17 protein-coding genes are annotated in these 26,771 nt (G+C 52.7%); 6 read left to right on the top strand and 11 right to left on the bottom strand.

Annotation, left to right across the window (positions count from 1 at the left end):
- Window positions 1–18: 18 nt before the first annotated feature.
- A complete protein-coding gene (locus tag ACMAY6_RS01935; RefSeq protein ID WP_435213985.1) occupies window positions 19–1,935 on the bottom strand; it encodes an acyltransferase family protein in 1,917 nt (638 codons plus the stop codon).
- Window positions 1,936–2,029: 94 nt separating this feature from the next.
- On the opposite strand from ACMAY6_RS01935, the gene ACMAY6_RS01930 reads away from it, so the two are divergent.
- Entirely contained in the window at window positions 2,030–2,575 is a 546-nt protein-coding gene (locus ACMAY6_RS01930) for a class I SAM-dependent methyltransferase (RefSeq protein WP_435213983.1), read from the top strand.
- A gap of 2 nt (window positions 2,576–2,577) precedes the next feature.
- Window positions 2,578–3,564 carry a hypothetical protein gene (locus tag ACMAY6_RS01925; RefSeq protein ID WP_435213981.1) on the top strand — a complete coding sequence of 329 codons (987 nt, stop codon included), beginning with the start codon at window positions 2,578–2,580 and terminating at the stop codon, window positions 3,562–3,564.
- Window positions 3,565–3,576: 12 nt separating this feature from the next.
- Here the strand turns inward: ACMAY6_RS01925 and ACMAY6_RS01920 are convergent, their stop codons facing one another.
- The 8 genes from ACMAY6_RS01920 to ACMAY6_RS01885 form a co-directional block, all read right to left on the bottom strand.
- Window positions 3,577–4,326 carry a hypothetical protein gene (locus tag ACMAY6_RS01920; RefSeq protein ID WP_435213979.1) on the bottom strand — a complete coding sequence of 250 codons (750 nt, stop codon included), beginning with the start codon at window positions 4,324–4,326 and terminating at the stop codon, window positions 3,577–3,579.
- A gap of 5 nt (window positions 4,327–4,331) precedes the next feature.
- The gene (locus tag ACMAY6_RS01915) at window positions 4,332–6,110 is read right to left on the bottom strand and encodes a glycosyltransferase family 9 protein (protein ID WP_435213977.1); all 1,779 of its coding nucleotides are present in this window, start codon (window positions 6,108–6,110) and stop codon (window positions 4,332–4,334) included.
- The gene (gene trpE / locus ACMAY6_RS01910; RefSeq protein WP_435216088.1) at window positions 6,107–7,585 is read right to left on the bottom strand and encodes an anthranilate synthase component I; all 1,479 of its coding nucleotides are present in this window, start codon (window positions 7,583–7,585) and stop codon (window positions 6,107–6,109) included. Before trpE ends, ACMAY6_RS01915 begins: the two co-directional genes overlap by 4 nt.
- Window positions 7,585–8,259 (bottom strand): ribulose-phosphate 3-epimerase, encoded by a 675-nt coding sequence (rpe, locus tag ACMAY6_RS01905; protein WP_435213976.1) that lies wholly within the window; start codon window positions 8,257–8,259, stop codon window positions 7,585–7,587. Before rpe ends, trpE begins: the two co-directional genes overlap by 1 nt.
- 197 nt (window positions 8,260–8,456) lie before the next feature.
- A complete protein-coding gene (locus ACMAY6_RS01900) occupies window positions 8,457–9,803 on the bottom strand; it encodes a DUF1501 domain-containing protein (protein WP_435213974.1) in 1,347 nt (448 codons plus the stop codon).
- A gap of 13 nt (window positions 9,804–9,816) precedes the next feature.
- Window positions 9,817–13,410, bottom strand: coding sequence for a hypothetical protein (locus tag ACMAY6_RS01895; protein WP_435213972.1), 3,594 nt, complete (start codon window positions 13,408–13,410; stop codon window positions 9,817–9,819).
- A 607-nt stretch (window positions 13,411–14,017) separates the two neighbouring features.
- Window positions 14,018–14,680 carry an N-acetylmuramate alpha-1-phosphate uridylyltransferase MurU gene (murU, locus tag ACMAY6_RS01890; protein ID WP_435216086.1) on the bottom strand — a complete coding sequence of 221 codons (663 nt, stop codon included), beginning with the start codon at window positions 14,678–14,680 and terminating at the stop codon, window positions 14,018–14,020.
- Window positions 14,681–14,685: 5 nt separating this feature from the next.
- Complete coding sequence (locus ACMAY6_RS01885; protein ID WP_435213971.1) at window positions 14,686–15,786, bottom strand: aminoglycoside phosphotransferase family protein; 1,101 nt, start codon at window positions 15,784–15,786, stop codon at window positions 14,686–14,688.
- Window positions 15,787–16,168: 382 nt separating this feature from the next.
- Here ACMAY6_RS01885 and ACMAY6_RS01880 point away from each other — a divergent pair, with 382 nt between their 5' ends.
- Genes ACMAY6_RS01880 through ACMAY6_RS01870 form a run of 3 tightly spaced genes read left to right on the top strand, consistent with a single transcriptional unit; the run spans window position 16,169 to window position 23,721 of the window.
- Window positions 16,169–19,792 carry a glycosyltransferase gene (locus tag ACMAY6_RS01880; protein WP_435213969.1) on the top strand — a complete coding sequence of 1,208 codons (3,624 nt, stop codon included), beginning with the start codon at window positions 16,169–16,171 and terminating at the stop codon, window positions 19,790–19,792.
- A 38-nt stretch (window positions 19,793–19,830) separates the two neighbouring features.
- Window positions 19,831–22,461: a hypothetical protein gene (locus ACMAY6_RS01875; protein WP_435213967.1), complete on the top strand. Its 2,631-nt coding sequence runs from the start codon at window positions 19,831–19,833 to the stop codon at window positions 22,459–22,461.
- A 51-nt stretch (window positions 22,462–22,512) separates the two neighbouring features.
- On the top strand, window positions 22,513–23,721 hold the full coding sequence (locus tag ACMAY6_RS01870; protein ID WP_435213965.1) for a glycosyltransferase: 1,209 nt from the start codon (window positions 22,513–22,515) through the stop codon (window positions 23,719–23,721).
- Between the two features lie 283 nt (window positions 23,722–24,004).
- Here the strand turns inward: ACMAY6_RS01870 and ACMAY6_RS01865 are convergent, their stop codons facing one another.
- Both ACMAY6_RS01865 and ACMAY6_RS01860 read right to left on the bottom strand, forming a co-directional pair.
- Entirely contained in the window at window positions 24,005–24,391 is a 387-nt protein-coding gene (locus ACMAY6_RS01865; protein ID WP_435213963.1) for a DUF2304 domain-containing protein, read from the bottom strand.
- Window positions 24,391–25,179, bottom strand: coding sequence for a glycosyltransferase family 2 protein (locus tag ACMAY6_RS01860; protein ID WP_435213961.1), 789 nt, complete (start codon window positions 25,177–25,179; stop codon window positions 24,391–24,393). The genes ACMAY6_RS01865 and ACMAY6_RS01860 overlap by 1 nt, the downstream gene beginning before the upstream one ends.
- A gap of 547 nt (window positions 25,180–25,726) precedes the next feature.
- Here ACMAY6_RS01860 and gmd point away from each other — a divergent pair.
- Window positions 25,727–26,767 (top strand): GDP-mannose 4,6-dehydratase, encoded by a 1,041-nt coding sequence (gene gmd / locus ACMAY6_RS01855; RefSeq protein WP_435213960.1) that lies wholly within the window; start codon window positions 25,727–25,729, stop codon window positions 26,765–26,767.
- The last annotated feature ends 4 nt before the right edge of the window (window positions 26,768–26,771 follow it).

The raw sequence follows: 26,771 nt of genomic DNA, 5'->3' as shown, positions 1-26,771 counted from the left end.
CCGGGTTTATCGGAGATGTCATTGTGACAGAAACCGTGACTTCTTAACCAAGAGTTCACCAGCCATTTTAGATCCCACCAGATTAAGATGGTCATTATCCCGGTAGAGAAGGCGCCCCTTGCTCAACATAGAACAGGTATTTTCACCGCAGATTGCCTCAGACACATCAACCAGCTCTACATTGGGGTGTTGCGCGATGGCAACAAATAATTCTTGATAAACGGCTTGGTCACTGACGTGTTTCTGGCGGGTTATTTCGCAACGAGCTTCACTCAATTTATTTTCATGAACACACAGCGTTGGATCAAAGCCAAAATCGGGAGCGTCCATCATTAAAACAACCTTGAAACCCTGACTTACCATCCACTTCACAGTACTGAACAGTTGCGACGTAAACTGCTCGCCTCCCAGAATTTGAATTTTTTCCCGCCAATACGCGGAAAACACCACAACTTTGATGTTGTCTTGCTCTTCTAAGTACTTCAAAGGGCCCTTAAAGCGATCGTTTCCCAAAAAGGGAAGGCCTCCACGAATCAGATAAATTGAGGGTCGATCAAGTAATGCCTCTGCACCCACAAAAAGCTGCTCGGCATGGCTATCGCCGTAAAATGCAACGCTGGGTGGCCCAAGGCGCCTCGACTTGTGACAGCGAGGAACATCCTGCCAGAGCTCGATACGGTGTTGTAGGTAGGTCTTATCGCACCGATCAAAGGTTTCGTCCACGATTTCATAATACCTATCGTGGCCAATATCTCCCACAAAACCTGTCGTAGTTTCTTGATCCGATGATCCTACAAAGTAAAGCGCCCCGGCGCCCGCAGTAAGGGCCGTCATCGTAGTGACAATGAACAAGACCAACTGAACTCTTGAGACGCCCCCCGCTCTACGAAACGGCCTTTCAATGAAAACCCAGGAGAGAAGTGCTAACGGCAAGCTGCCAATGAGCATAAGAACGCGCACCTCAAAGTTCAGGGCTTCGCCCACGAAAATACGACTAAACACCAAGACAGGTTGATGCCAGAGGTACAGCGAATAGGAGATTAGTCCGAGACCCACCATCCATTTTAAAGACATCAATCCGCGCAAAAAACGGGTACCGGGTACCAACCAAATCAGTACGCATGCTCCAATAGTAGGAAATAATAGGAGCGGACCCGGTGTTGCCGTCAATTTAGAGAACGTCACCACAGGCACAAGAATCGCCAACAAACCTGCGAGGGCCAGCAACTCCGCCCAAGTACCTACCACAGCAAAGCTCGAGATTCGGGAGTGCGTCAGTGCTGCAGCCAACATTGCACCCAGACCAAGCTCCCAGGCTCTGGAAATCAACATGTAAAACGGCCATTCAGCGCCTTGAGCAAGGCCAAGCTGTGCTACCCAAAAGCTCGCGGCGACCACTAGAGCTAAACCCGGAATTAGCCATTTTAATTTGTAGAAAACCCACAGCAACCCCGGGAAAAAAAGATAAAACTGCTCTTCAACACCCAAACTCCAGGTGTGCAACAGCGGCTTAAACTCTGACGCTCGGTCAAAATAGCCCGCCTCGCCCCAAAAAACGAAGTTGGAGCTAAACCAGGTCGCCCCCAGCAACGTGACAGAGTAATCAACCAAAAGATCTGCCGAGAGAAACCCGTACGCAAGCGGCGCTGTTACAGCCAGCATGGCTAGCAGAGCTGGGAGAATTCTGCGCACTCTGCGTTCATAGAAATGTTGAATGCTAAACGTACCCTTCGCAAAATCACCCAGCACCATTTGGGTAATTAGGTAGCCAGAGATCACAAAAAAAACATCAACGCCAATAAAACCACCCGCGAAAAATTTAAATTCGGCGTGATAAAACATAACCGCCAGAACAGAAAGCGCTCGCAGCCCATCAATGTCGGCGCGATAGGCGGTGACGTGCTGAGTTTCGGGGGGGTTGGCGGTTTCAGTCATTGCAGATTTGTAGACACAACATAAGTAGAGGCTTTATAGCCGGCGTACGGTGCATTCAGTAGACTACGTCGAGATAGGAGACGAGTTTATAGAAATGGCTACATTTGTCAGGCTAAATTTGGGGTGCGGCGACAAGATTCTCGACGGATATACCAACGTTGATATTGTTGATGAGCGGGCAGGACAAAAACCCGATATCAATTGCGATGTTCGCCAGCTGACTGTTTTCGAGGACAACTACGCCGACGAAATTTTAGCGGTGCATGTTGTCGAGCACTTTTGGCGATGGGAAGTACTTGGCATTATCAAGGAGTGGATGCGCGTGCTAAAGCCCGGTGGCAAAATGATTTTGGAATGTCCAAACCTCATTTCAGCTTGTCAGGAGGTTCTTAAAGATCCTGATAAAGCCACGCTGCCCGGTCAGGAAGGTCAGCGCAGTATGTGGGTACTTTATGGCGATCCTCGCTGGCAGGATCCTCTTATGGTGCACCGATGGGCCTACACACCGAGGTCATTGGGCCTGGTCATGCATCAGGCCGGGTTGACTGACCTCAAACAAGAACCCGCGCAGTTTAAGCTTAGAGAACCTCGTGATATGCGCATCACGGGCATCAAAGCCGACGCTACCCCCACGCAATAATCATGAGCACCACCACCCATATACTGATCGGAGGTCCCAATCAATCTGCGTCAGAGTTGCGCGCTTCTGCGCTTGCTTCGGCACGACTGAGACTCGCGGTCGCTGCAACGGCAGCGCAGGAACTCGGCCACACGGTCAGTATTGGCGAGCAGTGCCCAGAACAGCTAGACCGGCTGATTGTGGGAAAGATAGGTGCTAACGACATCGAATACCGGCAGCACCAATGGCTCGCCCTGATTGAACGGTGCAAGGGGCTCGGGGTGCCGGTTATCCTTGACTACACCGACCATCACCTCGATAACAACTCAGTCATGTCGGCCTTTTATCGTGCCGCTTGTAAACTTGCCGATATCATTTGTGTGCCCACAAAGGCCCTACAATCGGCTCTGCTGGCGGAGAAGTTTGGGATTCAAAGCCGTATTGCGGTGGTGGCCGATCTTCTGGAGTACGAGCCCGTGAAGCCCAAGGAAAAACTGGTCGACGTGAAACCGGTTGGACTGTGGTTTGGACATCCCACCAACGCGGCATTTCTTGCGCAATTCATCGACTCGCATCGGCAGGAACTGGAAGGGCATACGCTCAACCTTGTGTCCTCGCCGCAAACACTCGATTTATTGCAGCGCTATAAATTTTCTCAAACGCCCACTGTGCGTATCACTGCGTTTTCATGGAGCGTGCCCGCGGTGGCTCAAGCCGCCCAAGTCTCTGACTATTGCATTATTCCATCTGACTGCGGATCACCTAAACGCTATGCCAGTAATAACCGCTTAATTACAGCACTCGCGCTTGGGCTGCCAACCCTTGCTACCGCGCTCCCCAGTTATAGTGAATTCGCTGACTACTTTGCAGCCATTGGCTCCCCGAAAGGAAACCAGTTCCTGAACCGTTTTGACGTCGAAAAAGGCGGTAATGAAGCCTTCCAAAAAAAGCAGCTGCACACCTTTACACTGCCAGAGCTCGTTAAACATTGGCGCGCTCTTTTACGCTGACCGGGTTATTTTTTATTTTTTCCGCCTGGCCAGAACCAACTTTTTTACCAATTCCAAATGCTCTGCCTTGGGCTGATTCGTATCAAAGTCCCAGACATACTTAGGTAACCTTACCCCCTCGATATTTACCGAATGCACCGACTCACCCATGATTTGGTCCCAGGGTACCGTGAACATACTCAGCTGAGCATTTTTGAGCCACAACTGAGCGCCGGGAGACGTGGATGTTTCAGGAAATGCAGGGACACCCATGGTGTAATGAATATTGCCCTGGGTGAAGTCAACGTCTTGGTAGCCAACAAGCTGATTCCACTTGGGGTCCAATGAACCTATCTCATCCGGACCCACCCATTCGAGAGCGTGCAGCCCAACATCAGTCTCCTGTATGAATTCGGGCGTTAGTTTGCGATGAGACGGGTGAGCGCAATTTAAAAGCATGAACGACGTCTGCTCATAGGTCTCAAGGGATCTCACCACTGACACGGCCAGATCGTCACTTATGCGTTGCTCCAACTCTGTAATGTCCGAAGCTAACAACATATCGGCATCCATAAAAACAGCGGCCCCTTCAAAGTTACACAACCAGGGCACCAGGAACCTTGAAAAGGTGAAGGGAGTTAGCCCTCGACGTGTAATTGGTAAGGTCTGTAAAACCAGAGGCGTTATCGATACAGGGCGTGATGCCGTCTCAAAAATCGACGTTGCAAGGGTGGTAAATGAGACTCGCTGTCGTTCGTCGAAACCTACAAAAACCTTCAACACTGGCATCAACTCCTTGAGGGTTTGGCGTCGGGGGTCTCAAGAGCATAGCGCCATGCGGCCTCTACTGCTCCCGGCCAATCCCCCGGCTTGCGCTGAACAAACAGTCGGGCCGAAGGAAATAACAGCTCCTTAATACTTTGGTTCTTCCAGCGATACTGCGTCTGGGCTGCAGGAACCAATACAGCCACGGGTACGCCCAAAGCCGCGGCAAAGTGCGCGACCGCGTTGTCTATGGTGATGACGGCATCACAGCATCTGATCAAAGCAAATACCCCCTCCAAATCGAAACGATTGTTGAGGCCACTCAACGCAACACGCCGGTCTCCATGGGCAATCACTTCTTGTTCCTGCCCCTCGTCGTACTGCAAGGAAATAATTTCAACCTGAGTTTCTGAAGGCAAACCAGACATCAGATCAGAAAGCTCCATGGAGCGAATTATGCCGTTGGCATCGGAGCCTCCGCGCCAGGATATCGCAATTCGAGGCTTAGCTTTATTAGCCAATAACTGGCTGATTTGCTCGAAACGGTGTGTATCAGGATTGATCATGGGCTGTTCAAATGTCTGACCTTGCTCTAGCAGGTCTGGCAAAAACAAGGTCATCAAATCACCCATGGGGCAGGCATAGTCAAAGGTTGGCAAATCCTCAGGCAAGTTCAGTCTGTCGACAAACCGCCAATGGGGGTGTCGGTTCTCAAAAGCCGGTATCAGGCGCTGATCGAGAGCAATCACCGCATTCTTAGCACGTGGCACCAGCGCGTCGAGGAACATGGTGAACATAACTTCATCACCAATACCCTGCTCGCCCCAAATAAAAAGCCATTCGTCATTTAACGGCTGGCCAGCATATTTTCGCTCTCTGGATGTATACCATTCAAGCTTGGGAAAAGCCTCAAACCTAACCCCGTATCGCTTAAGACCCGCGGTTAAATCGCCGCTCACCAATTCAGCCTCGGCAAGGTCAAAGGCGGCTTCGGGGTTCCATTCATGGCTCAGTAGCTGCTCAAGTCCAAAAATGACGCCCGGGGTATCTTGAAGAAAAAGTCTTAGATCGGCATGAACCCGCGCAGCTTCAGGGGTTTGGCAACCCGCGAATAGACGTTTATCGAGTTGATCAAGCTCATCCTCTGCCTCAAAACCTGCCAGACGATATAAGGGCAAAAGACGATGGACATACTCCCTGGGCTTGGTCGCCCTTGGAAGGTGGTTCTCCAAAAGGTCAATTGCCCCTTTGTACTGTTCCAAACCTGTGAGGGTGGCACTGTAGTTTTGAATGACGGTTTCGTTTTCGGGCTCTTGCAACAGCAGCTTTTCAAAAAGTTGCTGCGCATGCTCGTAGTGGCCCAGAACATTCGCAAGGCTGGCCACAACGTTTAAAAGCACGACGTCGTCGTCTTCGGGCTGCCCGAGAGGTTCAATGACGGGCTGCATCCACTCCTTCTTACCCAGCTGCTCTGCAGCTTCTAACAAAGACAGCGACAAATAACGCTGTGCCGGAAAACGCAGCAAACCCAAAGCTGAAAGTCTGGCAAGCTCCTCGAGCTCTTCATCTTCTCGAAGGGCCTTGGCATTTTTTTGAAAATCTTCAAGGCGAAGGTTAGCGACATAGGGATCGCGAAGAATCTTTTTAATATAAATTCGCGCGACTGCGCTTTTTTCTGAAAAACGGGCCGTAGACTCCCAAGCGAGCAAGGCAGCCTCGCCAAGGTCCCCCTCTCGGAACGCCACCTCCAGCTCAGCTTCTAGCTGTTCGAGCGTTTTAGCTGCTGTCTCCACTGAAGTCATTTGGGCTGCGCCATGGCGACGGCTCGTAACATACCTCTAGCCTTATTCATTGTCTCTTCCCACTCCAGAGCCGGCACAGAATCTGCGACTATGCCAGCGCCTGCCTGAATGTGAACTTCATCATTTTTGATCACTGCGGTGCGGATAGCGATGGCAGTATCCATGTCACCCGCCCAGGAGATATAACCCACTGCACCGCCATATACGCCACGCTTAACCGACTCTAAACGATCGATAATTTGCATTGCCATCACCTTCGGTGCGCCACTCAATGTGCCCGCGGGCAAGGTTGCCCGCAAAGCATCCATGGCCGTTAAATCCGCTTGCGCCCGCCCTTTTACATTAGAAACGATATGCATGACGTGAGAGTAGCGCTCTATGAGCATGGACTCGGTAACTTCAACCGTGCCAGGTTGAGCGATGCGACCCAAATCATTGCGCCCCAAATCGATCAACATCAGATGTTCCGCCATTTCTTTGGGGTCTGCCAATAACTCTTCAGCGAGGGCCTGATCCTCCTCCGAATTTTGACCGCGCTTACGAGTGCCCGCGATGGGTCTAACCGTGACCTCCCCCTGTTCGGCGCGGACCAGAATCTCAGGAGAGGAGCCCACAATTTGAAAATCACCCATATCTAAAAAATACATATAAGGCGAGGGGTTCAAATTTCTCAGCGCGCGATAAAGCGAAATAGGAGCGCTTTTAAACTCAACGGTCATACGCTGGGAGGGCACAACCTGCATGACATCGCCATCAAGAATAGACTTTCTAATGGTTTCCACCCACCCCATAAACTGCGAGGGATGGGTATGGTATTGAGCAGCTGATTCAATGGCCTCCAACCCAACGCCGTCAAGGCTGATAGGCTCAAGCACGGGGCCCGGCAGCGGAAGTTTCTGCTCCAGAGCCTCAAGCCGCGCAAGCGCCGCCAAACGGGCGTCGGGCTCCTCTGCATTGGCAGTGACAACCATCGTCAGCGTGCCCGCTAGGTTATCAAAAACCAGCACTTCCTCGGCCACCAGTAACAGTATGTCGGGCGTATTGAGGGCATCAACTTGGTCGTGCTGCTCGAGCTTGCTCTCCACATAACGGACCACATCGTAACCAAAATACCCCACTAGACCACCGTGAAAAACCGGCAGACCCTCGATGGGTGCGCTTCGGAACTTTGCGTGCTGCGCTTCAACCTCGGCCAAAGGGTCGTCACTTTCAAATACCGTCGGAGCAACGCCATCACGTTCTAACGTGACCCGCTTCCCTTCAATACGAACACGACGACGGGCAGGCAACCCAATAATCGAGTAGCGGCCCCATTTCTCTCCACCCTGCACCGACTCAAATAAAAACGAGTACGGACCCGCCGCTAACTTCATGTAGGCAGACAGCGGAGTCTCAACATCAGCAAGAATGGTTTTTGAAACAGGAATTCTGTTGTAACCCTTGGTTACCCAATGGTCAAAGGTCGGCTGGTCTATCATGCGGTAATACTGGCGAGTTCGCGCCTCATGTTATCGATCACCGTCCGATAATCGGGCTGATTAAAAATAGCTGACCCCGCAACAAAGGTATCGGCACCCGCCGCCGCGATCTCCGCGATATTACCCGGCCCGACACCACCATCGACCTCAAGGCGAATATCCAGCCCACTGGCATCAATAAGGGCGCGCACCTCCCGAAGTTTATCGAGGGTGGCTGGAATGAACTTTTGCCCCCCGAAACCGGGATTTACCGACATTAATAAAATCATGTCGACTTTATCCATGACATATTTCAGTGCCTCCAATGAAGCGGCTGGATTGAAAACCAAACCTGATTTACAGCCGGCACCGCGAATCAACTGCAGCGAGCGATCAACGTGAGTAGAAGCGTCGGGATGAAACGTAATGTACGTGGCCCCTGCGTCGGCAAACATACCAATCAAATTATCGACAGGCTGTACCATAAGGTGAACGTCGATAGGCGCCACCACACCGTGGTTACGTAACGCCTGGCAGACCATGGGGCCGATCGTCAGGTTGGGTACATAGTGGTTGTCCATCACATCGAAATGGACAATGTCAGCACCGGCAGCTAAGACCGCATCGACCTCTTCGCCAAGGCGCGCAAAATCGGCAGAAAGTATCGACGGGGCAATTTGGAAGTCAGTCATTACAGCGTCCGGCAGCTAAAGACCGATAGTTTAACCGCACAGCGGTGGTACTCGCGAGTCTGGCCTGTGGTGATTCTGCCGACATAGGTCTTTCAGGGCTTCCACCAACCGTCTGAAGAAAGCTCGTTGTATTGCGAAGGCCTTTATTTGTAACGTCGGCGTTGGTGCCGCTTGCCCCGGTTTTGGAGGTTTTTCGCTTACACTCGGGTCTGCTTGCTCGACGAGAACAGTGCAATATCTTCGACATCGGTTAAGGCAACCCCATTCGCGGCAGCGAAGTCGTCAATACCTAGGTAATTTTGTACGGCGCGGTGGACGTGGGCTGGCGTGATAATGATGCCGCTGTCAGAGACATCCAAGGAATTGGGGTTTATTTTTAAGGGAAAATGTAACGCGTCGGACGCCCCCACAACGCGATTACCCCACCGGGCCCCCTGCTCCATAAGCATATAGGAGCCAATGGGCCAGTGGTCCTTACCGTTGCCGTCGTTGTACATGTTGGTGCGGCCAAAGTCCGAACCCACAACCAGCAAAATTCGATCGGCCAAACCCAGCTTTTCAGCGTAATCCCAAAAGAATGTAATGGCATCGGCGAGGTGGGTATAAAGCGCGTCATGGATAGCGTCGTGGTTTTCGTGAGAATCGAATCCACCCAAACTTAAGTCAGCACTAGAGCCCAGACCAGACTGCATAACGGTCAGGGCCGCTTGCATTTGCTGCTTTAAATTTGAACCAAACATATCGTCGCCGGCCAGAAACTCCTCACGTTGCTGGAGCTCATCTTGGGTTGGCAAAAACCCCGCCAGTTTTTCCAAACCTTCACGGTCCGCTCGCGCAGACTGAAAAGTAGTGAGACTCTTACGCTGACGGGGCGTGAGGTCAGCAGAGGCCAAAAGCGCTGAGGCAGACTCCCTAGTGAGTCGCTGCGCTTCTAAAATTTCTGGCTCCGGACGCGCGAAGCTTTCTGGACTCCATGGATTACGCAGAGGCTGCGACAGTTCACGTAACCGGCTGATATCATCAAAGCGGTTATAAGACAGCAGGCCCGCTGTACGGGTGGTATTGCCACCATAAACTGAGTAAGCCAAGGGCTGGTCGGGTGAATTCGCTGCAGCGTGTAATGCCGACAATGAAGGTCGCCCTTCAGCATTGCTGCCCGTCCAATTGAAAAGCCGGCCCGTGTCGTGGGAATTCGTCTGGGCATCTACCCCATTCACCACCACCATGTCGGAACCAAACCGACTGAAGAAATTGAAATTATCGGCCACGGGGGCAAATAAGATATTTCCAGCTTCTCCGGGGTCGGCCGTATCGGCCCAGTTATTTATTTTCAGCTCTCCCGGTGTGTTCACTTTTGGGTCACAAAGCTGCGTTACATCAGCGCCGCCGTTGAGTTCCAGCGTCACCAACAACTTCCCCACGTACGGGGATGAACCCGACGCCATCACTCTGAAGCCGGTGGTACTCGCCAAAGCACCGGCGCCTAGCGCCATGGATTTAACAAAGTTTCTCCGGCTGGTCGCTACAGTTTTACGTTTAGGCATCTCTTATCACCCTTCAATCGTGCAGATAGCGGTAGCTGGTCATTACGGTATGCATAATCATCGTCCAGGCGCGCATCATGCCATCCTCGTCCTCGAACCTGAGTTGCCATTCGCTGGCTGATGGCTGTTGGTCTGGCCAGATTTCCCAAGTCTGGCAGCCGCCCTCAACGTTGTTAAAATCATTTCCCCACCCCTTCGCCAAATCTGCGTGGCGGGTTAACGCCTCAACGAGTATGTCAATCTCGGCCTCACTCGGCTTGCGGGTCGTCGCATTGTGCAGCAACTGTGTCATTTGCCGTCTAATTTGCTGACTTGCCGTAGCGTCCCCACCGCTATCGATTGCCAGTGCCGTTACACCGACCGTCATAGCCTCGTTAACATGATTTTTGGTCAAGGACGTGGCAAGGGCCAGATCAATCTCGTACTCTCCGGCAGGAAGGTTCAGCAGCAGTTCAACCCAAGCATTCTCGTGCAACCAGAACCCCCCCGCAGCGTCGTTAACGTCACCACGGAGACGCTCCTGGCCTTGGCCGTCAATGTAGGTATCAAACACAACGTCATTCATCTGCGGCAAATCCACGCCGTCAATGACAAGGGTCTCGCCGGAAGAGATTCTCCGCAAGACAATCTGTTGAATGATGAGGTCCGCGTTCGAGGGCTCACCGTCAATGCTGCCATAAGGGTCGCGAGTGACATCAGCGATACGGAGTGCCGTCTGCCCCCCAACCAACGTGACAACCCCGGACACAATAGGATGGTTCATGGAGTTACCGTGCGATACCTGCCCTCGTAGCTCAAAGGAGTCGTCTAGTAGGAAGTCTGCGGCTGTAGCCCGAGGAATTTCAGTGAAAATGATCCGCTGCTCTCGGGGCTTGGAAAAATCTTCCACAACCGCCTGGCAAGCCAGCTCTACGGCCATTCTCTCAATGACATTTGACATTAATGGGGTTTGTTCACGGTTCCTTTTCGTTATCGATGCACCGTCAATGCCCCCGTAAAAGGCAGCATAACTCTGCCGCCCTGTGAACTTGGTTTGCGGTTTATATTCGTATGCTTGATCACCCGACCGCTGTCCCCAGGTTCGGCCGAAAACCGCGCGATTTTTCCGATCGAGCTCTTCGGGAGTGAGCTGCCGGCCACGACCCACCGATTCCAAAGCTGCTGCCTGAGTTTCTGAAAGACTGCCCACAACCTTAGTGGTGCGGAACCAGGGAGACAGCATCATATCGGCCAGAAGACTCTTCAGGTTAAAGCCCCCAGCGGTAAAGGCTGTCGCCAATTCCTCGACCAGAGCTTCCTGGGCGTTAAATGCCAATACCTTAGCCTCGTAATCTGGCAGGCTTCGATCCGCGGGAGCCACAAGCACCTCACTGCCAAACACCGAAGGCCACCAAAACTTGACCGTGGCTTTTGGAAACCGAGGGTCTTCAGCAATTTTTTGCCCCAACCACTGAAGGCTATCTTTGTCATCAGTAGCCGTCTGACCATTGAAGCCCGGGCTGCGCATGTCGCGGTACCAGGTATCACCGTATTGATAAGTATCGGCCGATGTTAGGCCCTCCGACCATAGCAATCCTGCCACAACAAAGGATTCGGGATACCCGTCCTGCTGGCTTGTTGCTAGTGTCACCACCACTTCGTAATCACCCTCGTCCAGCGGCAATTCAAAAGCCATCCAAGAATAATTCCAAAGATTATAAAGATCGCCGTTCCAATTCAGATTCCCATGGTTGTACTGCTCACCTGTTTCAAAATCTAAACCCGTAGAGATTGTGAACCCGAGATAGCTGTCAAACTCTGAAGCCTTTAGCTTCATGACTTCTGAACCGCCGGCGTAAACAGTAATGTCTGCAACCGCTAAATTAGTGCACCAGCCAACCCATTCCTCATCAGTACTATTTTGCTCATCTTGGATACAGGGGTCTGGATTGCTAATAGTGAATGTTCCTCCGCCCAGTGTTGTTACCGCCTTTGAAACCTGATGAATCTGGGTATCTTCTTTGGGAGCCAGATGTTCCAGTTCGTATAAGTCCCCAGCGGCTGATTGAGGTCGTTTGTACCCGTCAGGAAGGGAGTCTAGCCCGCCCCATTGATCGAGATAGTTGCCACCATCACCAAAGCTTTGATAAGCACCCGCCACGGGATCCATGCGCTCGTGACATACCGTACAGGCTGGGTTGTTCATGGTGGGGTTGTTGGTGTCTGCAAGTGCCACAGGGTCTGTGGTTCTGGGCGCCGATTTTTCAATGTCCACACCCAAAAACTGATAATAGGTCCATCGCGCTCGGGCACGATTACGATTCGTATCGGTAGACGGGTAGCGGTTTAGCCAAGCCGGCGTGCTCAACACCCCGGCATGGGGCCAATCGTGGTACTCCGCGATCGAATAAATCTGAGCTTCGCTGTCAACAATGTTGTCGTTAATTGAAGGGATATGCCCGCTATTTTTTGCCGGTTTAAAGGTGTTCAGGCGCGATCGATCGTAGAAGCCATCATCGTCATACATGGGATCATCAAAAGCCACATCTGCTCGATAAGCCATGGCCGAGAATTGGTTGACCATGGTGAAGTCTGCTGTCACGACTTCCTTGTAGGGTCGGTCATTTTCAACAATGTAAGCGATTAACTCGAGGGGTTCGCGGATCATTGCCTGTCTAAATTCTTGGTTTGCATTTCCCTGGTTCAGAAAAGGCCGGTCCCAGTATTCTTCTGTATCGAACTCATCTGGGATCTCCCGAGGGAGGCTGCTCTCAAACTGTGCGTAAATGGGAAAGCGCCAAGTATCAAGCTGGAAATCGATGCCATTATTCAGCCCCTCCGTTAGCAACCTATCGTTGGCTCCAGTGGTAAGAAAGTCATGAAAGCCCTCGCCTTTCATAAGTCTGATGAGTTCATCTTTGAATCCTGCGTCGGAAGACTGCGCACGCTCAATAGCCGCTTTGGTGGGGATTGTTCCTGACAAAATAATGCCCGCTCGACGCAACGTCGTTTCCGGACTTTCCATCACGGTGCCCGACCAAATCGAACTGGCTTCAACACTACCATCATCAGTATTCGCACCGACGAGCAGGGTGAGGTAGTCAGCAAATGCGAAGTAGCTATTGCTGCCCTGCGTCAATACCGGACCGCCGCCGTGCCCCAAATCGCCGACAATCTTGCCCAACAACCAATCGGCACCCACACCATCGGTGGTTACAAAGGTCTCGAGGGCGGCGTGATTTGTGGCTGCATCGTCTGTAAAAAGCAGCCGTGCACCTTGCAGGTCGGCGGTTAAGCCTTGCTGATGACACACGGCACAACTTTGCTGGACTACGGGCTCAACGTCGCTGATATAGCAAGCCTTGGCAGTGGATCCGCAAGCGACCTCGGAAGCGCCATCGCCTGAAGAGCCATCACCCGACGCTACCGCGGAACCCGCTCGCACGTCGCTGACCGTACCTAGCAAACCATTAAATGCGGCGTGAGGGTTAGCTTGGGCTGGAACTCCAAAAGCGAGTAGGCAGGCGCTCACCAAACATACTAGCGCCTGTACTACGCTACCAACTGTGTTGGAGCCTTCGCTACTCGGGGGTAGGGCTGGAGGTTTCTTAGTTACTGTGTGTCTCATAAGTCAGCCAGTCTTCAGTTGTCCAAGCTTGCAACTCACCGACCAATCTGCCGATATAGCGTGTGGCGTTTTCCGCTTACTTGTCATTCTGCGGACTGACACCGTTGGATGAATTAACCTGCATGTTTACAACGATTATAAAAAAATTTCATAGCCTTGAAACACCAGAGAGGCAAGATTTGATTAAAACGTGACTTGCCTCTCGATCCTCCGGAGAGGGTGTTAAGTGATCGTTTAAAAGCCATCCTTGGCTCAGGGTGCCAATCTTCCATACCAAAGCCTTGTTGTTGATCTAACGGCTTCATGTCCTTAGTTTGTGACAACCTTTGACCGATAACTGTGCAGTACCCGCCAGTCTGCGTGCTGATTCCGCCAAAATTAACCGCTCATCTGCGTCAAAATATCGCAAAAAATTCCCTTTGTGGGACTAAAATTGCGATATGCGTCTCAAATTGATAAAAATTCAGGCGAAATAAGCTTGGCAAAGGTTCTGTTTCCATCAATTTACGTTTCCTAAGAGGCGATATAGACGATGGGGTGCAAGCATCACGGCCAGGAACCGAGACCGAGAGCTTAGACCTCACAACCCCGTTTACCCAACATTGGGTTACCGGGCCGTCCTGCAGGCCTCTTCTACAGCTTGCAAACGCTCGGGTGTGCCCACATCGACCCAGGGGCCAACATGAACCTCACCAGAAACTAGACTGGCTGTGATGGCCGCATCTAAAAGCGGCTTCAGCGGCTGTTTGATCGGCGGGAGGCCACGGAAGAACTGCGGGCGATAAACCGCAATACCACTAAAGGTAAAGGAGATTTGACCTTTGGGGAGAAGGCACCCATGTTCCAGACTAAAATCACCATCAGCATGATGGGGTGGGTTAGGCACCAGCACTAAATGCGCCCCCGCAGCGCGAGGGGCAATAGTGAGCAACCGCTCAAAAGGATAAGGACACCAAATATCGCCGTTAACAACGAGGAAGGGGCTGTCACCTAAGACGGGCAGCGCTTTGATAATGCCCCCCGCAGTCTCCAAAGGCTCTGACTCAACCGAGACATGGATATGTAAACCCCAGCGGCTGCCATCACCACAGAAGTCCACAATTTGGTCCGCTAAATACGCTGCATTGATAACCAGCTCTGTAATACCCGCGGTTTTTAAATTGACAATATGGTGTTCCAGCAGCGACAGGCCTGCCACTTTCAGCAGCGGCTTGGGGGTGTCCTGTGTTAACGGCAGCATGCGGCGCCCCATGCCCGCCGCCAGAATCATAGCCTTCACGTTAATGTCACCAAGCGATACCACGCTTGCTTTTGACAAACCGGAACGATCTGCTGGGTTAGGAGGTTTTGGAAACCCGCCATTGAATCCATTGACGGCGCATAAATAGCTGCCACCTCTGACACGTAAGCCAGAACAAGGGGTAAATCGTTAAGATAGCCGGGCTTGCCATCTCGCAAGAAGAGCCGAGCGAAGATACCCAGTACTTTAATGTGGCGCTGCAAACCCATGAGATCAAACCAAACCACAAACGTGGCATCGTCTACCGGTTCAAGTCGCCCCTGCTCAGTCATAAGCCGCTTATGATCAAGCAACCAAGCCAGCTGCTGCTGCCTAGGCCAGTGTACGTAGCAATCTTTCAACAAAGAGACCGGGTCGTAGGTGATGGGCCCGATCACAGCATCCTGAAAATCGATGACGGCCAGCTCTCCGTTTTGCACCACCATAAGGTTGCGGCTGTGAAAATCGCGATGCACCACCACTTGGGGTTGCTGCAGTGCATTGCTTATGAGGCACCGAGAAAGGTCGGAAAAACTCTGTTCAAACGCATCCGTCCAGCTAATGCCTAGTAGCTTGGGCACAAACCAGTCTCTAAACAAATCCAGCTCGGTCTGTAGCTTTTGGGCGTCGTAAAGCGCCAGCCCTGCGTTTGCGTTGGGTATTGCCGCGAGTTGATTCAACGTGTTGAGGGCCATGGCATACCAGGCACCTGCAGAGTGCTCACTAAGAACGGGTAGCAACACGTCGTCGCCTAAATCCTCTAACAGCAGAAAACCGGCCTCGGCAGCTGCCGCGATTAGGGTCGGTACGCGAATAGATCCGGTTTCTAACAGCTGGCGAATGTGCAGAAATTCAGGGGTCTTCTCCGAGCTCGGCGCGTCTACCGCGATTAAACTTCGCGCAGGTGATGTGGCTGTTGGAGCCATAACCACCCGATAATACTTTCGGGGGCTGGCATCTCCCGCAATTAAATCAAAGCTGAAGTCTTGCTCTGGCAGTTTAGTGTTTGAGTGCCGGCTATTATCAATGACTGCAGCTTGCGGCATTTCAGTTAATTGCGCTGATACCCAGGCTTTTAATACTGAAGGTTCTCTCACTTCATAACTCCGACATTACCTACACGCAGTGAATGATGCTTGTCAGTATTCATGGTTTTATTGAACGACGCTAGCGCGCCTGCCAAGCGTGGCACTCAATGTCAACGCGCCTCAAAGCCTTGTGGCGCCCAATAGGTCTAAACCCTGATCGTTAATAAAAGGCTCAGAATCAGTTGCAAACTGCGTTTCAACTTCCCATAAAAATCCCGTGGCGGCACAGCATTGCTCCTTGGACGGTCAAAAACCTTCTACGGGAACTTTAGTAAGCCGTAAGGTTTTTCTTATAGCGTTCCAATAACTCAGGAAATCAGGCCAATCGGCTCACGACTTAACTGCTCTGGACTTGGCTGGACGCTCTTCTTAGACTGGCTACCTACTCTCTTTGATCAGCATAACCGTGACCTCACTGAACCCTAAGCACCAACAGGAACTGTTGCTCATTTGTGGCATGCACCGCAGTGGCACCAGCTTGGTGACCAAATGCTTCGAATGCTTCGGTTATGGGCTGGGCGAAACCCTTATGGCGCCCAGTAGCGACAACCCAAAGGGGTTTTTTGAAGATTTAGATATCGTCGATCTTAACGACAACCTGCTGCGCGATAATGGCTCCTACTGGGATGCGCCGGTGTTTGTAGGGCAGGGGCCACTCACTTGGAATGCGAAGCACTTAGACGCCGGCGTTAAGCTTCTCACCGCCAAACTCGCGCAGGAACCCAAACTGGCCATAAAAGATCCCCGCCTGTGCCTCCTGCTGCCTTTTTGGCGAGCTGTTACCGAGGCCCTTAACATTCCGATGCAACTCTGCCTGGTCTTTAGGGACCCACTTGATGTGGCAGCGTCGCTACAGCGGCGCAACCACCTACCACTCTCAATAGGTCTAGGACTGACTCAGGCCTATTGGTCGCAACTACTGACCGACACTGACCCCGATAGCTTTGTGGTGAGCTATGACGAATTTGTGAAGCACCCAGACGTGACCCTCGGTCGTATTGCAACCTGGTTGGAGCGACCAGCCGATGCGCAAACCACCCGGCGTTTTCTCGACGATTTTCTAGATAGAAACATGCAGCACCACGCACACCGCCTTGAAAATTCACAGAAAGCCACGACGGTTTCTCCAGCGCTTACAAAGGCATCAGAGGCACTATCACAGCGAAGTAATGACCAGCCGGTTGCTAACCATGCATGGGACGAGGGCGCAGAGCTCGAGATCGCCGCTTTTTCTGAGCTACTTGCCTTTCAACTCTCAGACCGCCTTAGCCAACTGCACGCCACCCATCAGGAAGCGGAGCGACTACAGCAACAAAATGCGCAGCATGGCTTCGACCTAGAGGATCTCTCAAAGCAGAAGGCTGAGCGAGAAGCGCACATTGATCTGCTAATAGAGCGTCAGGCCGAAATTCATAGCGAGTTGGTGGCGAGCCAATCCGTTGTTGAAAAAGGTACGCTTGCGCTTGAAGCTGAAAAATCGACCAGCCAGCAACTCGCCGATTCACTGTCAACCGAGGTTGCTGAGAAAGCAGTGCTTGCCCGTCAGCTAGAACGCACGGAGAGTGACCTAGAGAATACGACCAATGATTTGCGAAGCGTCAGAAATGACTTGGAAAACACCCAAAATGATCTGGTCGCTATGGAAGGCAAAGCCAACTGGCTTTTTGCTTTACTCAAGATAGATTACGGACGACTACTGCAATACGACGCGTCATTTCTGGGTCGCATACATCGGCTGGGACGGCGCTGCTATCGGTTACTAACTCTCCAGAGAGGGCGCGGTACGGCCTATGACGATGCCCTAGCGGCTGCCGCTACGTTTTTCTCTGACCATAACCTCACAACGCCCAAACCTGCACCCAGAAAGCGCCAACAAGTGTTGGCGATGGTTCGATACACGCTGAAGCACCCGGTAAGTTCTCTGCGGAGTATGAGCCTCCCAAGAGTGCGTAAAATTTTCAAAACCGTTACCTCTACACAGGCCCAAGACCTTGAAACTTGGGTCGCGGCGCGATTTCCTAAAGCGGAAGACATTTCAACCGTTGTCGAAGTGGCGCCAGTACCCGATGCGCCATTAATTTTCCCCGCGTCGAAAAAGCCCGTGGTATCTATTGTAATCCCGGTCTACAACGAATGGGTTATTACCCATCGCTGCCTCTGGTCAATTTTGCAGCACACTGAGGGCGAGTATGAGGTGATCGTCGCCGACGATTGTTCAACGGATGAAACCCTGAACATTGCCACCTATGTACAGGGTGTTCACGTTGTTCGTCACGCAGAGAACCAACGCTTTTTACGCAACTGCAACATTGCCGCAGCGCAAGCCCGAGGCGAATTTATCCTGCTGCTAAACAACGATACCGCCGTCACCGCCGGCTGGCTGCCACCGCTGCTGGCGCTATTTGAAAACGAATCAGTGGGCATTGTCGGGCCAAAACTGCTGTTCCCCAACGGTAAATTGCAGGAAGCGGGCGGCATTATTTGGAATGACGCCTCAGGCTGGAACTACGGAAGAGCCGACGAGCCCTCCCGACCCCAATACAATTATGTGCGCGAGAGCGACTATGTTTCCGGGGCCGCACTCATGATTCGAAAATCACTGTGGCAAGCTGTCGATGGTTTTGATGAAGCCTTTGTCCCGGCTTATTATGAAGACACAGACTTGTGTTTTACGGCACGCCAAGCCGGCTTTAAGGTGCTGTACCAACCGGCGTCTACCGTTGTTCACTATGAAGGCATGTCCAACGGCACTGATCTCGCGACCGGACAAAAACAATATCAGGTAATCAATCAGCAACGCTTTTACGATAAGTGGTTACCCGTGCTCACCGCCGAAAACTTTGCCAATGGTGAGCACGTCCCGTGTGCCAGAGGACGAAGCAAAGGGCAACGCGCCGTTTTGGTCATTGATCACTACGTGCCACACTATGATAAAGATGCTGGCTCAAAATCGACCTGGATGTATTTAAAACAGATGGTCGCAATGGGCTACCGCGTTGCCTTTATGGGCGCTAATTTTTTCCCGCACCAGCCCTACACGAAACAGCTGCAGCAAATCGGTGTTGAGGTTGTCGCCGGTGAAGCCGTAGCCCAACGACTCGACGCCTGGCTGGCGGAGAATTTGCCCTACTTTGATCATATTTTTATGCACCGACCGCATGTTGCAGAGCAATTTCTGCCCACGTTAAAAAAGCACGCCTGCTGCCCCAACATTTCTTACGTGGGTCATGATCTGCACTTTTTAAGAACTCAACGAGAGTTTTCGCTGAAAGGTGACCCCGCCCTTGAACGCGAGGCAGCGGCCTGGCGCGAACGCGAGCGCGCAGTGATCGAAGCCACTGACAACGCCTTATATTTTTCTGACACTGAGGTGGCCGAAGTGGAACAGCTGGTCCCCAATGCCCAAGTAAAGTCGATACCTTTGTTTATTTTAGAAGACCTCAAACTCGAGCACGTATTCACAGACGACACATCACTCATTTTTGTCGCGGGCTTCAATCACCCACCCAACATTGACGCAGCCCAATGGCTGGTGAGGGAAATACTGCCCTTAGTGCTCGCCGCACGGCCTGACGTGCATTTAAATATTGTCGGGTCTAACCCCTCAAGAGAGGTTTTGGCGCTGGCAAACGACAACATTTCGGTTCATGGCTATGTCTCCGAATCGCGTCTGCAGGAGCTGTATGCTCAGGCCCGGTGCGCTGTGGTGCCGCTGCGTTTTGGTGCTGGTGTCAAAGGCAAGGTACTGGAAGCTATTCAAATGGGGGTACCCATGGTCACCACACAGATTGGTGCCGAAGGAATACCCAGTGCTGACCATGTTATGGCTATTGCCGACGAACCCGAAATGTTTGCCCAGGCGGTAGTACAACAGTTGGATCGAACCGTCGAAAACTCATCGACCCGAGAGCGCTGGATAGCGGCGCATTTTTCTCCCGCCGCAGCGTCTGCAGCCCTTGAAAGCATTGTAGGGCCCGCCTCTAAGGCCCCGGATACGACGCATGTTTCTGCATAGAGCCTCAGAATGTTGCTGGCCAAGTCAGGGTGGCCTGGGTGTCACCGCAAGTACCGCAGTTGCAGGTCATGGCTTTTAGCGCTGGCTTAATCATAGTGGCGCTGAGCCTTTGGGTATTTCTGGGCCTGCTGCCCCTGCGCGTGCTGCTGCACGGGCTGTCTATTGCCCCACCCCACCGAGCCTTGCAGCTGAGCTTGGGTTTTGTTTTAGGCGCTGCTGTGACCGCTGCGGCCTTCATGGCCGGATCAGAGCACCCCAGACTCGTTGCACTTGGCGTTGCCGCGACCTCGCTGATCGCCGCTTGGCATTGTTTTCACATCAGCACCAAGAGAAAAGAGTTTTTCTGGCGCAGAGATACAGGGCTCGCCGCTTACAACACGTTCTCTACGTTGGGACTTATTTTCGCCGGGCTGCTGTGCCTGCATTTGGCGCTCATTCTTGCCGAAAATTTAACGCGATCTGTCTATCCATGGGACGCCTGGACCACCTGGATATATAGAACCAAGCTCTGGTTTTTTAATGGCGAAATAGCGCCGCTTTTACCACCCGCACTGTGGTTGTCCGAGGGGGGGCCTGCTCAGGGTACGATTGCAGCCCACGATTATCCGGCTTTTATGTCTCTTATTGCCCTGTACCCCTCAAGTCTTGTCAACGAATGGTCTGATCATTGGGTTAATCTTCCCTGGGGCCTGTGCGCCCTTGCACTGGCCGCCGGCATTTTTGGGCTCTGTCGCGAGTTAAACATCTCACGTACCGCCGCGCTGTTCGCCGCACTTGCCCTATTCAGTGCGCCGTTATTGCACGTCCACTTTGCCATGGCGGGCTACGCAGATGCCTGGATGGCAGCAACCACAGGGTTAGGCTTGGCCTGCTGTTTAGGTTGGGCCCACAAACGCCAAACCAGTGTGTTGGTGTGCGGCGTCATCTTCCTATTGCTCGGGGCGTTTATAAAACGCGAGGGCATGGCGTGGCTTGGGCTCGCCCTGATTTGGCTCGTCGGCTGGGAAATCATTCGCCACTACCCAATACGCGCGGCACTGTGCTCGGCGTTGATTGTCACCGGGATTGGGGGTCTCTTACTTTCTGAGGGGTTATTGCCCCTTGGGCCTTTAGGGCAGCTGGGAGTCTCAGAGCAACAACTGTTCCTGGGGCCGCTGGGCAACTTTGCCCTGTCCGACCAAGCGGTCCTGGGGGTGTACCAAGCGTCTTTTATTACGCAAGGTAACTGGCAGCTTCTGATACTGCTTTGGATCTTAAGTTGCTGCGTTCTCGTCAAACGCAACGGCGCGCTGGCAGTCGCTAGCCTCTCGTTAATAACGCTGTTTTGGTTGTCACAATACGCCATTTTTCGTTTTACTCAGCTTGGTGACTTTGCTGTCTCTGGTACGGCCATCAACCGACTTTTCTTGCACCTGCTACCGGCGCTGGCCGTCACCATCGGTGCAGGTTTTCATCAGCTGAGCGCAGAGCATGGCGACGGACTTCATCGCTATCGCGTGTGGTTGGTTGGGGTTGGTTTTGCCGGCGTGCTCGTTGTTGGCATCGTCGGCACGATGCTGTCTGTTCATGCCGGCAGCCCCAAAACACCGACCCAGCGATTTGACCAAAGTAATCTGCAAGCCTTTGCCGGGCAGGTCACCTGGCTGCAACCCGGCTTTCAACTCAAGCCAACCGGTGGAGGGGTTGCTGCCGCTGGTCGACGAAATAACGTTTTGATAGCGGCTGATTACCCCTATGCGCGCATCGTATTAAATCAAGCGCCAAAATCCTTATCCTTTTTCTGGCGGCGGCAAGATACCCCCGGAGATTTTCATACCGTTCCAGTGAGCACGAGGCAGACATTGCTGGCGTTACATCAGAACGCTGCCTGGCGCGACTCGGTCGTGATTGAGTACGGACTTGTTCAGGGAGGAGAACCCAACCCACGGCCAATCGTTCATGACGTGTCACTCCTCACCTCAGCGTCATTTTCCGATATTGCCACCTTAATGACGCGCTGGCTCGCGCCCAAACCCCACAACTATCAGTCCATTAATTTTCTTAGCGCAGATGCGGCAGACACTTGGCCGTCTTCCAACAGTGCTGTCATAGCGGCGGCGGTGTTGATTATGGGGCTGCTCCTGATACTCAGGGCGTCGCGCTCTGCAACGTTAAAGGGTTATGGGCCGCTGGCGAGCCTGAGTGTCGCTGCCTTGCTGGGGTTGTTTTTGCTCGGCGAGGCGATAGCGTTGAGCGGCCACACCGCCCGCCTTCCCATGAACACGAGCGCCGCTAATACACCCGCTGACAAACCCTTTGAATTAGCGCAGCGACTCAAACCGCATATTCCAGCGGCCACACCGCTGTTAATTTTCCCGGCGAGCCCGGCCCAGTCTTTTCAGGCTCTGAGGCTCGCCTATGACCTGTTGCCCCGGCCCGCGTATGCGGTACTGCCTGAGCCCGGTTTAAGCACCACAAGGTTCCCTAGAGACTGGCCGGGGCTAGGCTTATTGCTAGACAGCGCGGCTAACTTGCCAAAAACATTTAATCGCCTGCACACCTCCGCTTTCGGAGGCGCCAAATCTCTCCAAGCTGGTGAGGATTGGATGCTCTTTCAGGGCCCGGCTTACTCTTCACAAAATGACATGCTCCCTGCTCTGCAACTCAAACAAGCCGGCGCCTTGGAGTGATTCAGTGACCGATACACCATGGCATAGCAGTAACACAAAGAAGGCTTCGAGATGACGGACCATGGTGTTCAAGAGCATCGCGTGCTGCACATAGGCAAATATTTCCCGCCGCGTTTTGGGGGCATGGAGACGTACCTATCTGACTTAATGAATGTGCAGAAACGTTCAGGCATGGCTGTAGCCGCGGTGGTCCATCAACATTTGCCCAGTATTCGTGCCAGCCACGAGGGCGAGGAAGGCACCACTAACGCCGCCAAGGCTGCCCACGTTTATCGTGCGGCACGTTGGTTCAATATTGGAGTTGTACCTTTCGCGCCACTCTTCGCGCTGACTTTAGCGAAGGCAATTAAAGAGTTTCGTCCTACCGTGCTGCATATTCACCACCCCAACGCCAGTGGCGTATGGGCACTGCTGCTGCCCTCAGCCCGCCGGCTCCCTTGGGTTGCGACCTGGCATGCCGATATTCTGACCCCAGAGGCCTCCTTTGCCATAAAACTGGGCTACCAGTTCTACCGGCCGCTGCAACACGCACAACTGGCCAGAACTCAACGTGTACTGGCTACATCAGAGCCCTACCGCTCGGGTTCCCCAGTTCTGGCTGCACTGGAGTCGCGCTGCGAGGTGCTACCCCTGGGTTTAGATCAGCAACGGTTACCGCCGATTAAAACTCAAGATATAGTTGGTCAGGCATCAGACGAACCCCACGCTCCACTGCGTATATTGTCCGTTGGTCGCATCGCCTCGTACAAAGGCTTCCGTCATTTATTGGAAGCCTTAAACTTTTTACCCGAAGCAAAGCTCACCATGGTGGTGAGTGGTAACAGTGCCGAAATAACTGCCCTTGAAGACCAGATCTTGCGTCTTGGCTTGAGCGCCCGCGTTAACCTTAAAAGAAATCTCAGCAACAAGGCGCTGTGGGATCAATACAGGGCATGTCAGGTGTTCTGTCTTCCCTCCACCGATAAAACCGAAGCCTTCGGTATGGTGTTGCTAGAAGCCCAACACTTTAATCTTCCAGTGGTCGCCTGCGATATTCCTGACAGTGGCGTGCCCTGGGTTGCCGCCAAAAACCGCCGCTTTGCACTGGCTCAGCCGGGTGATGCGCAATCGCTAGCGTTGGCAATTGAACGCGTCATGACGCCTGAAGTTCTGCACGACGGTCGTTCAGAGGAGAACACCGAGATTTTTAGCCTGGAAAATCAAGCTAAGCGCTTGAACGTTATTTATCAACAAGCCAGTGAAGGGTTCGATAACTGCTGACGGTAGCGTCAGTGATCGACGTGAGCGGGGCGCGGGACCAGAAACTCGAAAACCGACTTAAGGGTTCAGGGTTCAGGGTTCAGGGTTCAGGGTTCAGGGTTCAGGGTTCAGGGTTCAGGGTTCAGGGTTCAGGGTTCAGGGTTCAGGGTTCAGGAATAACCATGTCATCCCGTAAGCCAAGCGCACAAGCAAAAAAGTGAGTGTTTGGAACTGCTCGGCATTTCTGGCGCACCAACCGAAGCTCGTGTGGTTTTGCGGCGGCCCGCTCTACGCCGACCAGGGGCTACTCGGCGTCGCTACTGAACTCTTTTTTCTCAGAACTGCGACCGCTATCAGCCTGCAGGGCCAATAACTCTTCTTCCAGAAAACTTAAGCGCTGAGCCAACCGCTGTTGGCGCACACGTGCCTGGGAGTGCTCAATATCCATCATCAGTATTTTGATCACCAAGAGGATAATGGCAACACTCAAACCTAAAACCGGGGGATAACCCACACCCAGAAAATGCGCTAACCGATCGAACACACTTGGTACAAAACCCAGAAGCGCAAAACCCAAAGCGACAGCAACCCAAAGGGCCCCATAACTCACATGAAGGCGATCACGACGAATGAGGAACAAAATAAGGATGGCTACAACCAGCCCCATTAAGCCGGTCAACACACTGACCATTATGTGCTTCTCCCTTTGCCTGAAAACGCGCCACTGAAGCGGGGCATGTTGCGTTTAGACAGGCTCAAAACGGCAGTGTGGAGCATATAGTAGGCAACCACAATCCATGAACGGAAGATCTTTGAGGCACCGTTGGTTCTTGGCAGCATGGGCACTTGAATATCACTGACCGTCAAGCCTTTGCTGATGAGCAGCGCGAGAACGCCAACGTCTTGGTAGTCTAAGTAATTCGCGCGCCAGCCGCTGAGTAGTTGAATAGCCTTCCTGTCATAAATTCTGAAACCTGAGGTCAAATCATCAATCCACACGCCAGATAAATGCCTTAATAGAAACCAGGCAACGCGCCGTGACCTTGAGCCTCGACTGGTGCAAGCACCGATAATGACATTCGAATTTTCGGCTTCAATAGTCGTCACTAGCTGGGGCACACACTCAGGCGGGTGCTGGCCATCAGCGTCCATAGTAATGACGTAATCAAAGCCATGACGCTGAGCAAAGCGGATGCCTGTTTGGGTTGCCCCCCAGGCACCCAGCTGAATCGAAAGGCTAAGCACCCGGGCTCCCGCCTGCTTTGCCTCAGCTGCTGTGCCATCATGACTGGCGTCATCGATCACCACTACCGGGTAGTCAAAGGCTTTCGTCAGCGATGCCACAACAGTACCCACAGTACCCGCTTCATTGAAAGCGGGCATAACAATCAGGCAACGAGGGCCTTGCGGCACATCGGATGACCGGGTGTTCGACACGATTTCGCCACCTTCCAACGCTTGATTGTGTTGCTGAGCCATGAGGTAAGGTCCGCGGGTCAGTGAACCCGATAGGGGCAGGTAGACCCAATAAAAGGGAGGGGATGATAGCGCGATGCCACATTCAGGTCACCCACCACGCCATTGACAGATTTGGCATTGGCGCGGGTTTTTGCCTGGTGACCGGCGTGCCAAAGCGTAGGGTAACGAGCCGCACTCGGTAGCCCTCGAGGGCAAATGGCGGGCAAAAATGTGTTTTAGCAAATCACCTGTAGAGTGGGGCGCAAAGAGGCCATAAGTGTATAGACCCAAAGACAGGCTAAATCGGAGCACTGTTGAACCCCACAAATTCCGACGGCTTGTTAGCCCTGCGCAAGTCGCGACGCCCATTGTCGTATGAGGCCCTCACTGCAATGTAGCCCCAAAAAAGCCAATGGCTGCGTGGAGTAGGCCCTGCATTGAAGGGGCTGCCCCCTTGGCTAGAAGCGATTACCGGAAAATATAAAAGGTGCAATTGATCATACCTTCCAAGGTTGCGCAGTTGTCACACCAACGCTAGGCTTTCGATCTCGAAAACGCTGGAATTACCATGACTTCAAAGACTGCTCTCGTTACCGGCATCACCGGGCAAGACGGTGCCTATCTGTCTAAACTTCTCCTCGAAAAGGGTTACACCGTTTACGGTGCTTTTCGGCGCACCAGCAGCGTTATGTTCTGGCGCACTGATGAAGTGGGCATTCAGGACCACCCCAACTTTATAAAGGTGGAATACGACCTCACCGATTTGGGCGCAACTATTCGCCTGCTGCAACAAACCGAGGCAACGGAGGTCTACAATTTAGCGGCACAAAGCTTTGTGGGCGTCTCCTTTGAACAGCCCATTACCACCGCTGAAATAACCGGGCTCGGGGCGCTTAACCTGCTTGAGGCAATTCGCATCGTAAACCCCAAGATACGTTTTTATCAGGCTTCGACCTCGGAAATGTTTGGCGACGTGCAGGCTATTCCCCAGAAAGAAGACACCCCCTTTTACCCCCGCAGCCCCTATGGTGTTGCCAAGTTGTTTGCACACTGGAGCACGGTTAATTATCGCGAGTCGTACGATTTGTTTGCCACCAGCGGTATTCTTTTTAATCATGAATCACCGCTGCGTGGCCTCGAGTTTGTCACCCGAAAGATTACCGACGGTATCGCCAGAATTAAATTGGGCCAGCTCGATCATCTCGAGTTGGGCAACATGGATGCAAAGCGCGACTGGGGCTTTGCCGGCGATTACGTAGAAGGCATGTGGCGTATGCTCCAGGTCGATACGCCCGATACCTTCGTACTGGCAACCGGCCGAACTGAAAGCGTTCGCGATTTTGTACGTATGGCGTGTAAAGCCGCCGAGATCGACGTGGAATTTGAAGGGTCCGGCACCGAAGAAGTCGCGCGGGATACTCGTAGCGGACAGATCATTGTGCAGGTGAACCCAAAATTCTATCGGCCGGCGGAAGTTGACCTTTTGATTGGTGATGCCAGCAAAGCCAAAGAAATTTTGGGCTGGGAGGCCACCACAACCCTGGAAGCCCTTTGTAAAATGATGGTCGAGGCCGACCTTGCCCGCGTCGCGAGCGGAACGTCTCACTAATACT

The sequence above is a fragment of the Luminiphilus sp. nBUS_16 genome, assembly GCF_051201645.1.
Lineage (GTDB): Bacteria > Pseudomonadota > Gammaproteobacteria > Pseudomonadales > Halieaceae > Luminiphilus.
Note: the sequence above shows the minus strand (reverse complement) of the source record. Positions and strands in the feature narration are given on the sequence as shown.

What these genes read in the sequence shown, in the direction of transcription:
- ACMAY6_RS01915 (WP_435213977.1), bottom strand. Translation starts at nt 6,110, where the DNA reads ATGACTTCAGTGGAGACAGCAGCTAAAACGCTCGAACAGCTAGAAGCT.
- murU (WP_435216086.1), bottom strand. Translation starts at nt 14,680, where the DNA reads ATGATTCTGGCGGCGGGCATGGGGCGCCGCATGCTGCCGTTAACACAG.
- ACMAY6_RS01925 (WP_435213981.1), top strand. Translation starts at nt 2,578, where the DNA reads ATGAGCACCACCACCCATATACTGATCGGAGGTCCCAATCAATCTGCG.
- ACMAY6_RS01895 (WP_435213972.1), bottom strand. Translation starts at nt 13,410, where the DNA reads ATGAGACACACAGTAACTAAGAAACCTCCAGCCCTACCCCCGAGTAGC.
- ACMAY6_RS01865 (WP_435213963.1), bottom strand. Translation starts at nt 24,391, where the DNA reads ATGGTCAGTGTGTTGACCGGCTTAATGGGGCTGGTTGTAGCCATCCTT.
- ACMAY6_RS01860 (WP_435213961.1), bottom strand. Translation starts at nt 25,179, where the DNA reads ATGGCTCAGCAACACAATCAAGCGTTGGAAGGTGGCGAAATCGTGTCG.
- ACMAY6_RS01900 (WP_435213974.1), bottom strand. Translation starts at nt 9,803, where the DNA reads ATGCCTAAACGTAAAACTGTAGCGACCAGCCGGAGAAACTTTGTTAAA.
- ACMAY6_RS01870 (WP_435213965.1), top strand. Translation starts at nt 22,513, where the DNA reads ATGACGGACCATGGTGTTCAAGAGCATCGCGTGCTGCACATAGGCAAA.
- ACMAY6_RS01930 (WP_435213983.1), top strand. Translation starts at nt 2,030, where the DNA reads ATGGCTACATTTGTCAGGCTAAATTTGGGGTGCGGCGACAAGATTCTC.
- rpe (WP_435213976.1), bottom strand. Translation starts at nt 8,259, where the DNA reads ATGACTGACTTCCAAATTGCCCCGTCGATACTTTCTGCCGATTTTGCG.
- gmd (WP_435213960.1), top strand. Translation starts at nt 25,727, where the DNA reads ATGACTTCAAAGACTGCTCTCGTTACCGGCATCACCGGGCAAGACGGT.
- ACMAY6_RS01935 (WP_435213985.1), bottom strand. Translation starts at nt 1,935, where the DNA reads ATGACTGAAACCGCCAACCCCCCCGAAACTCAGCACGTCACCGCCTAT.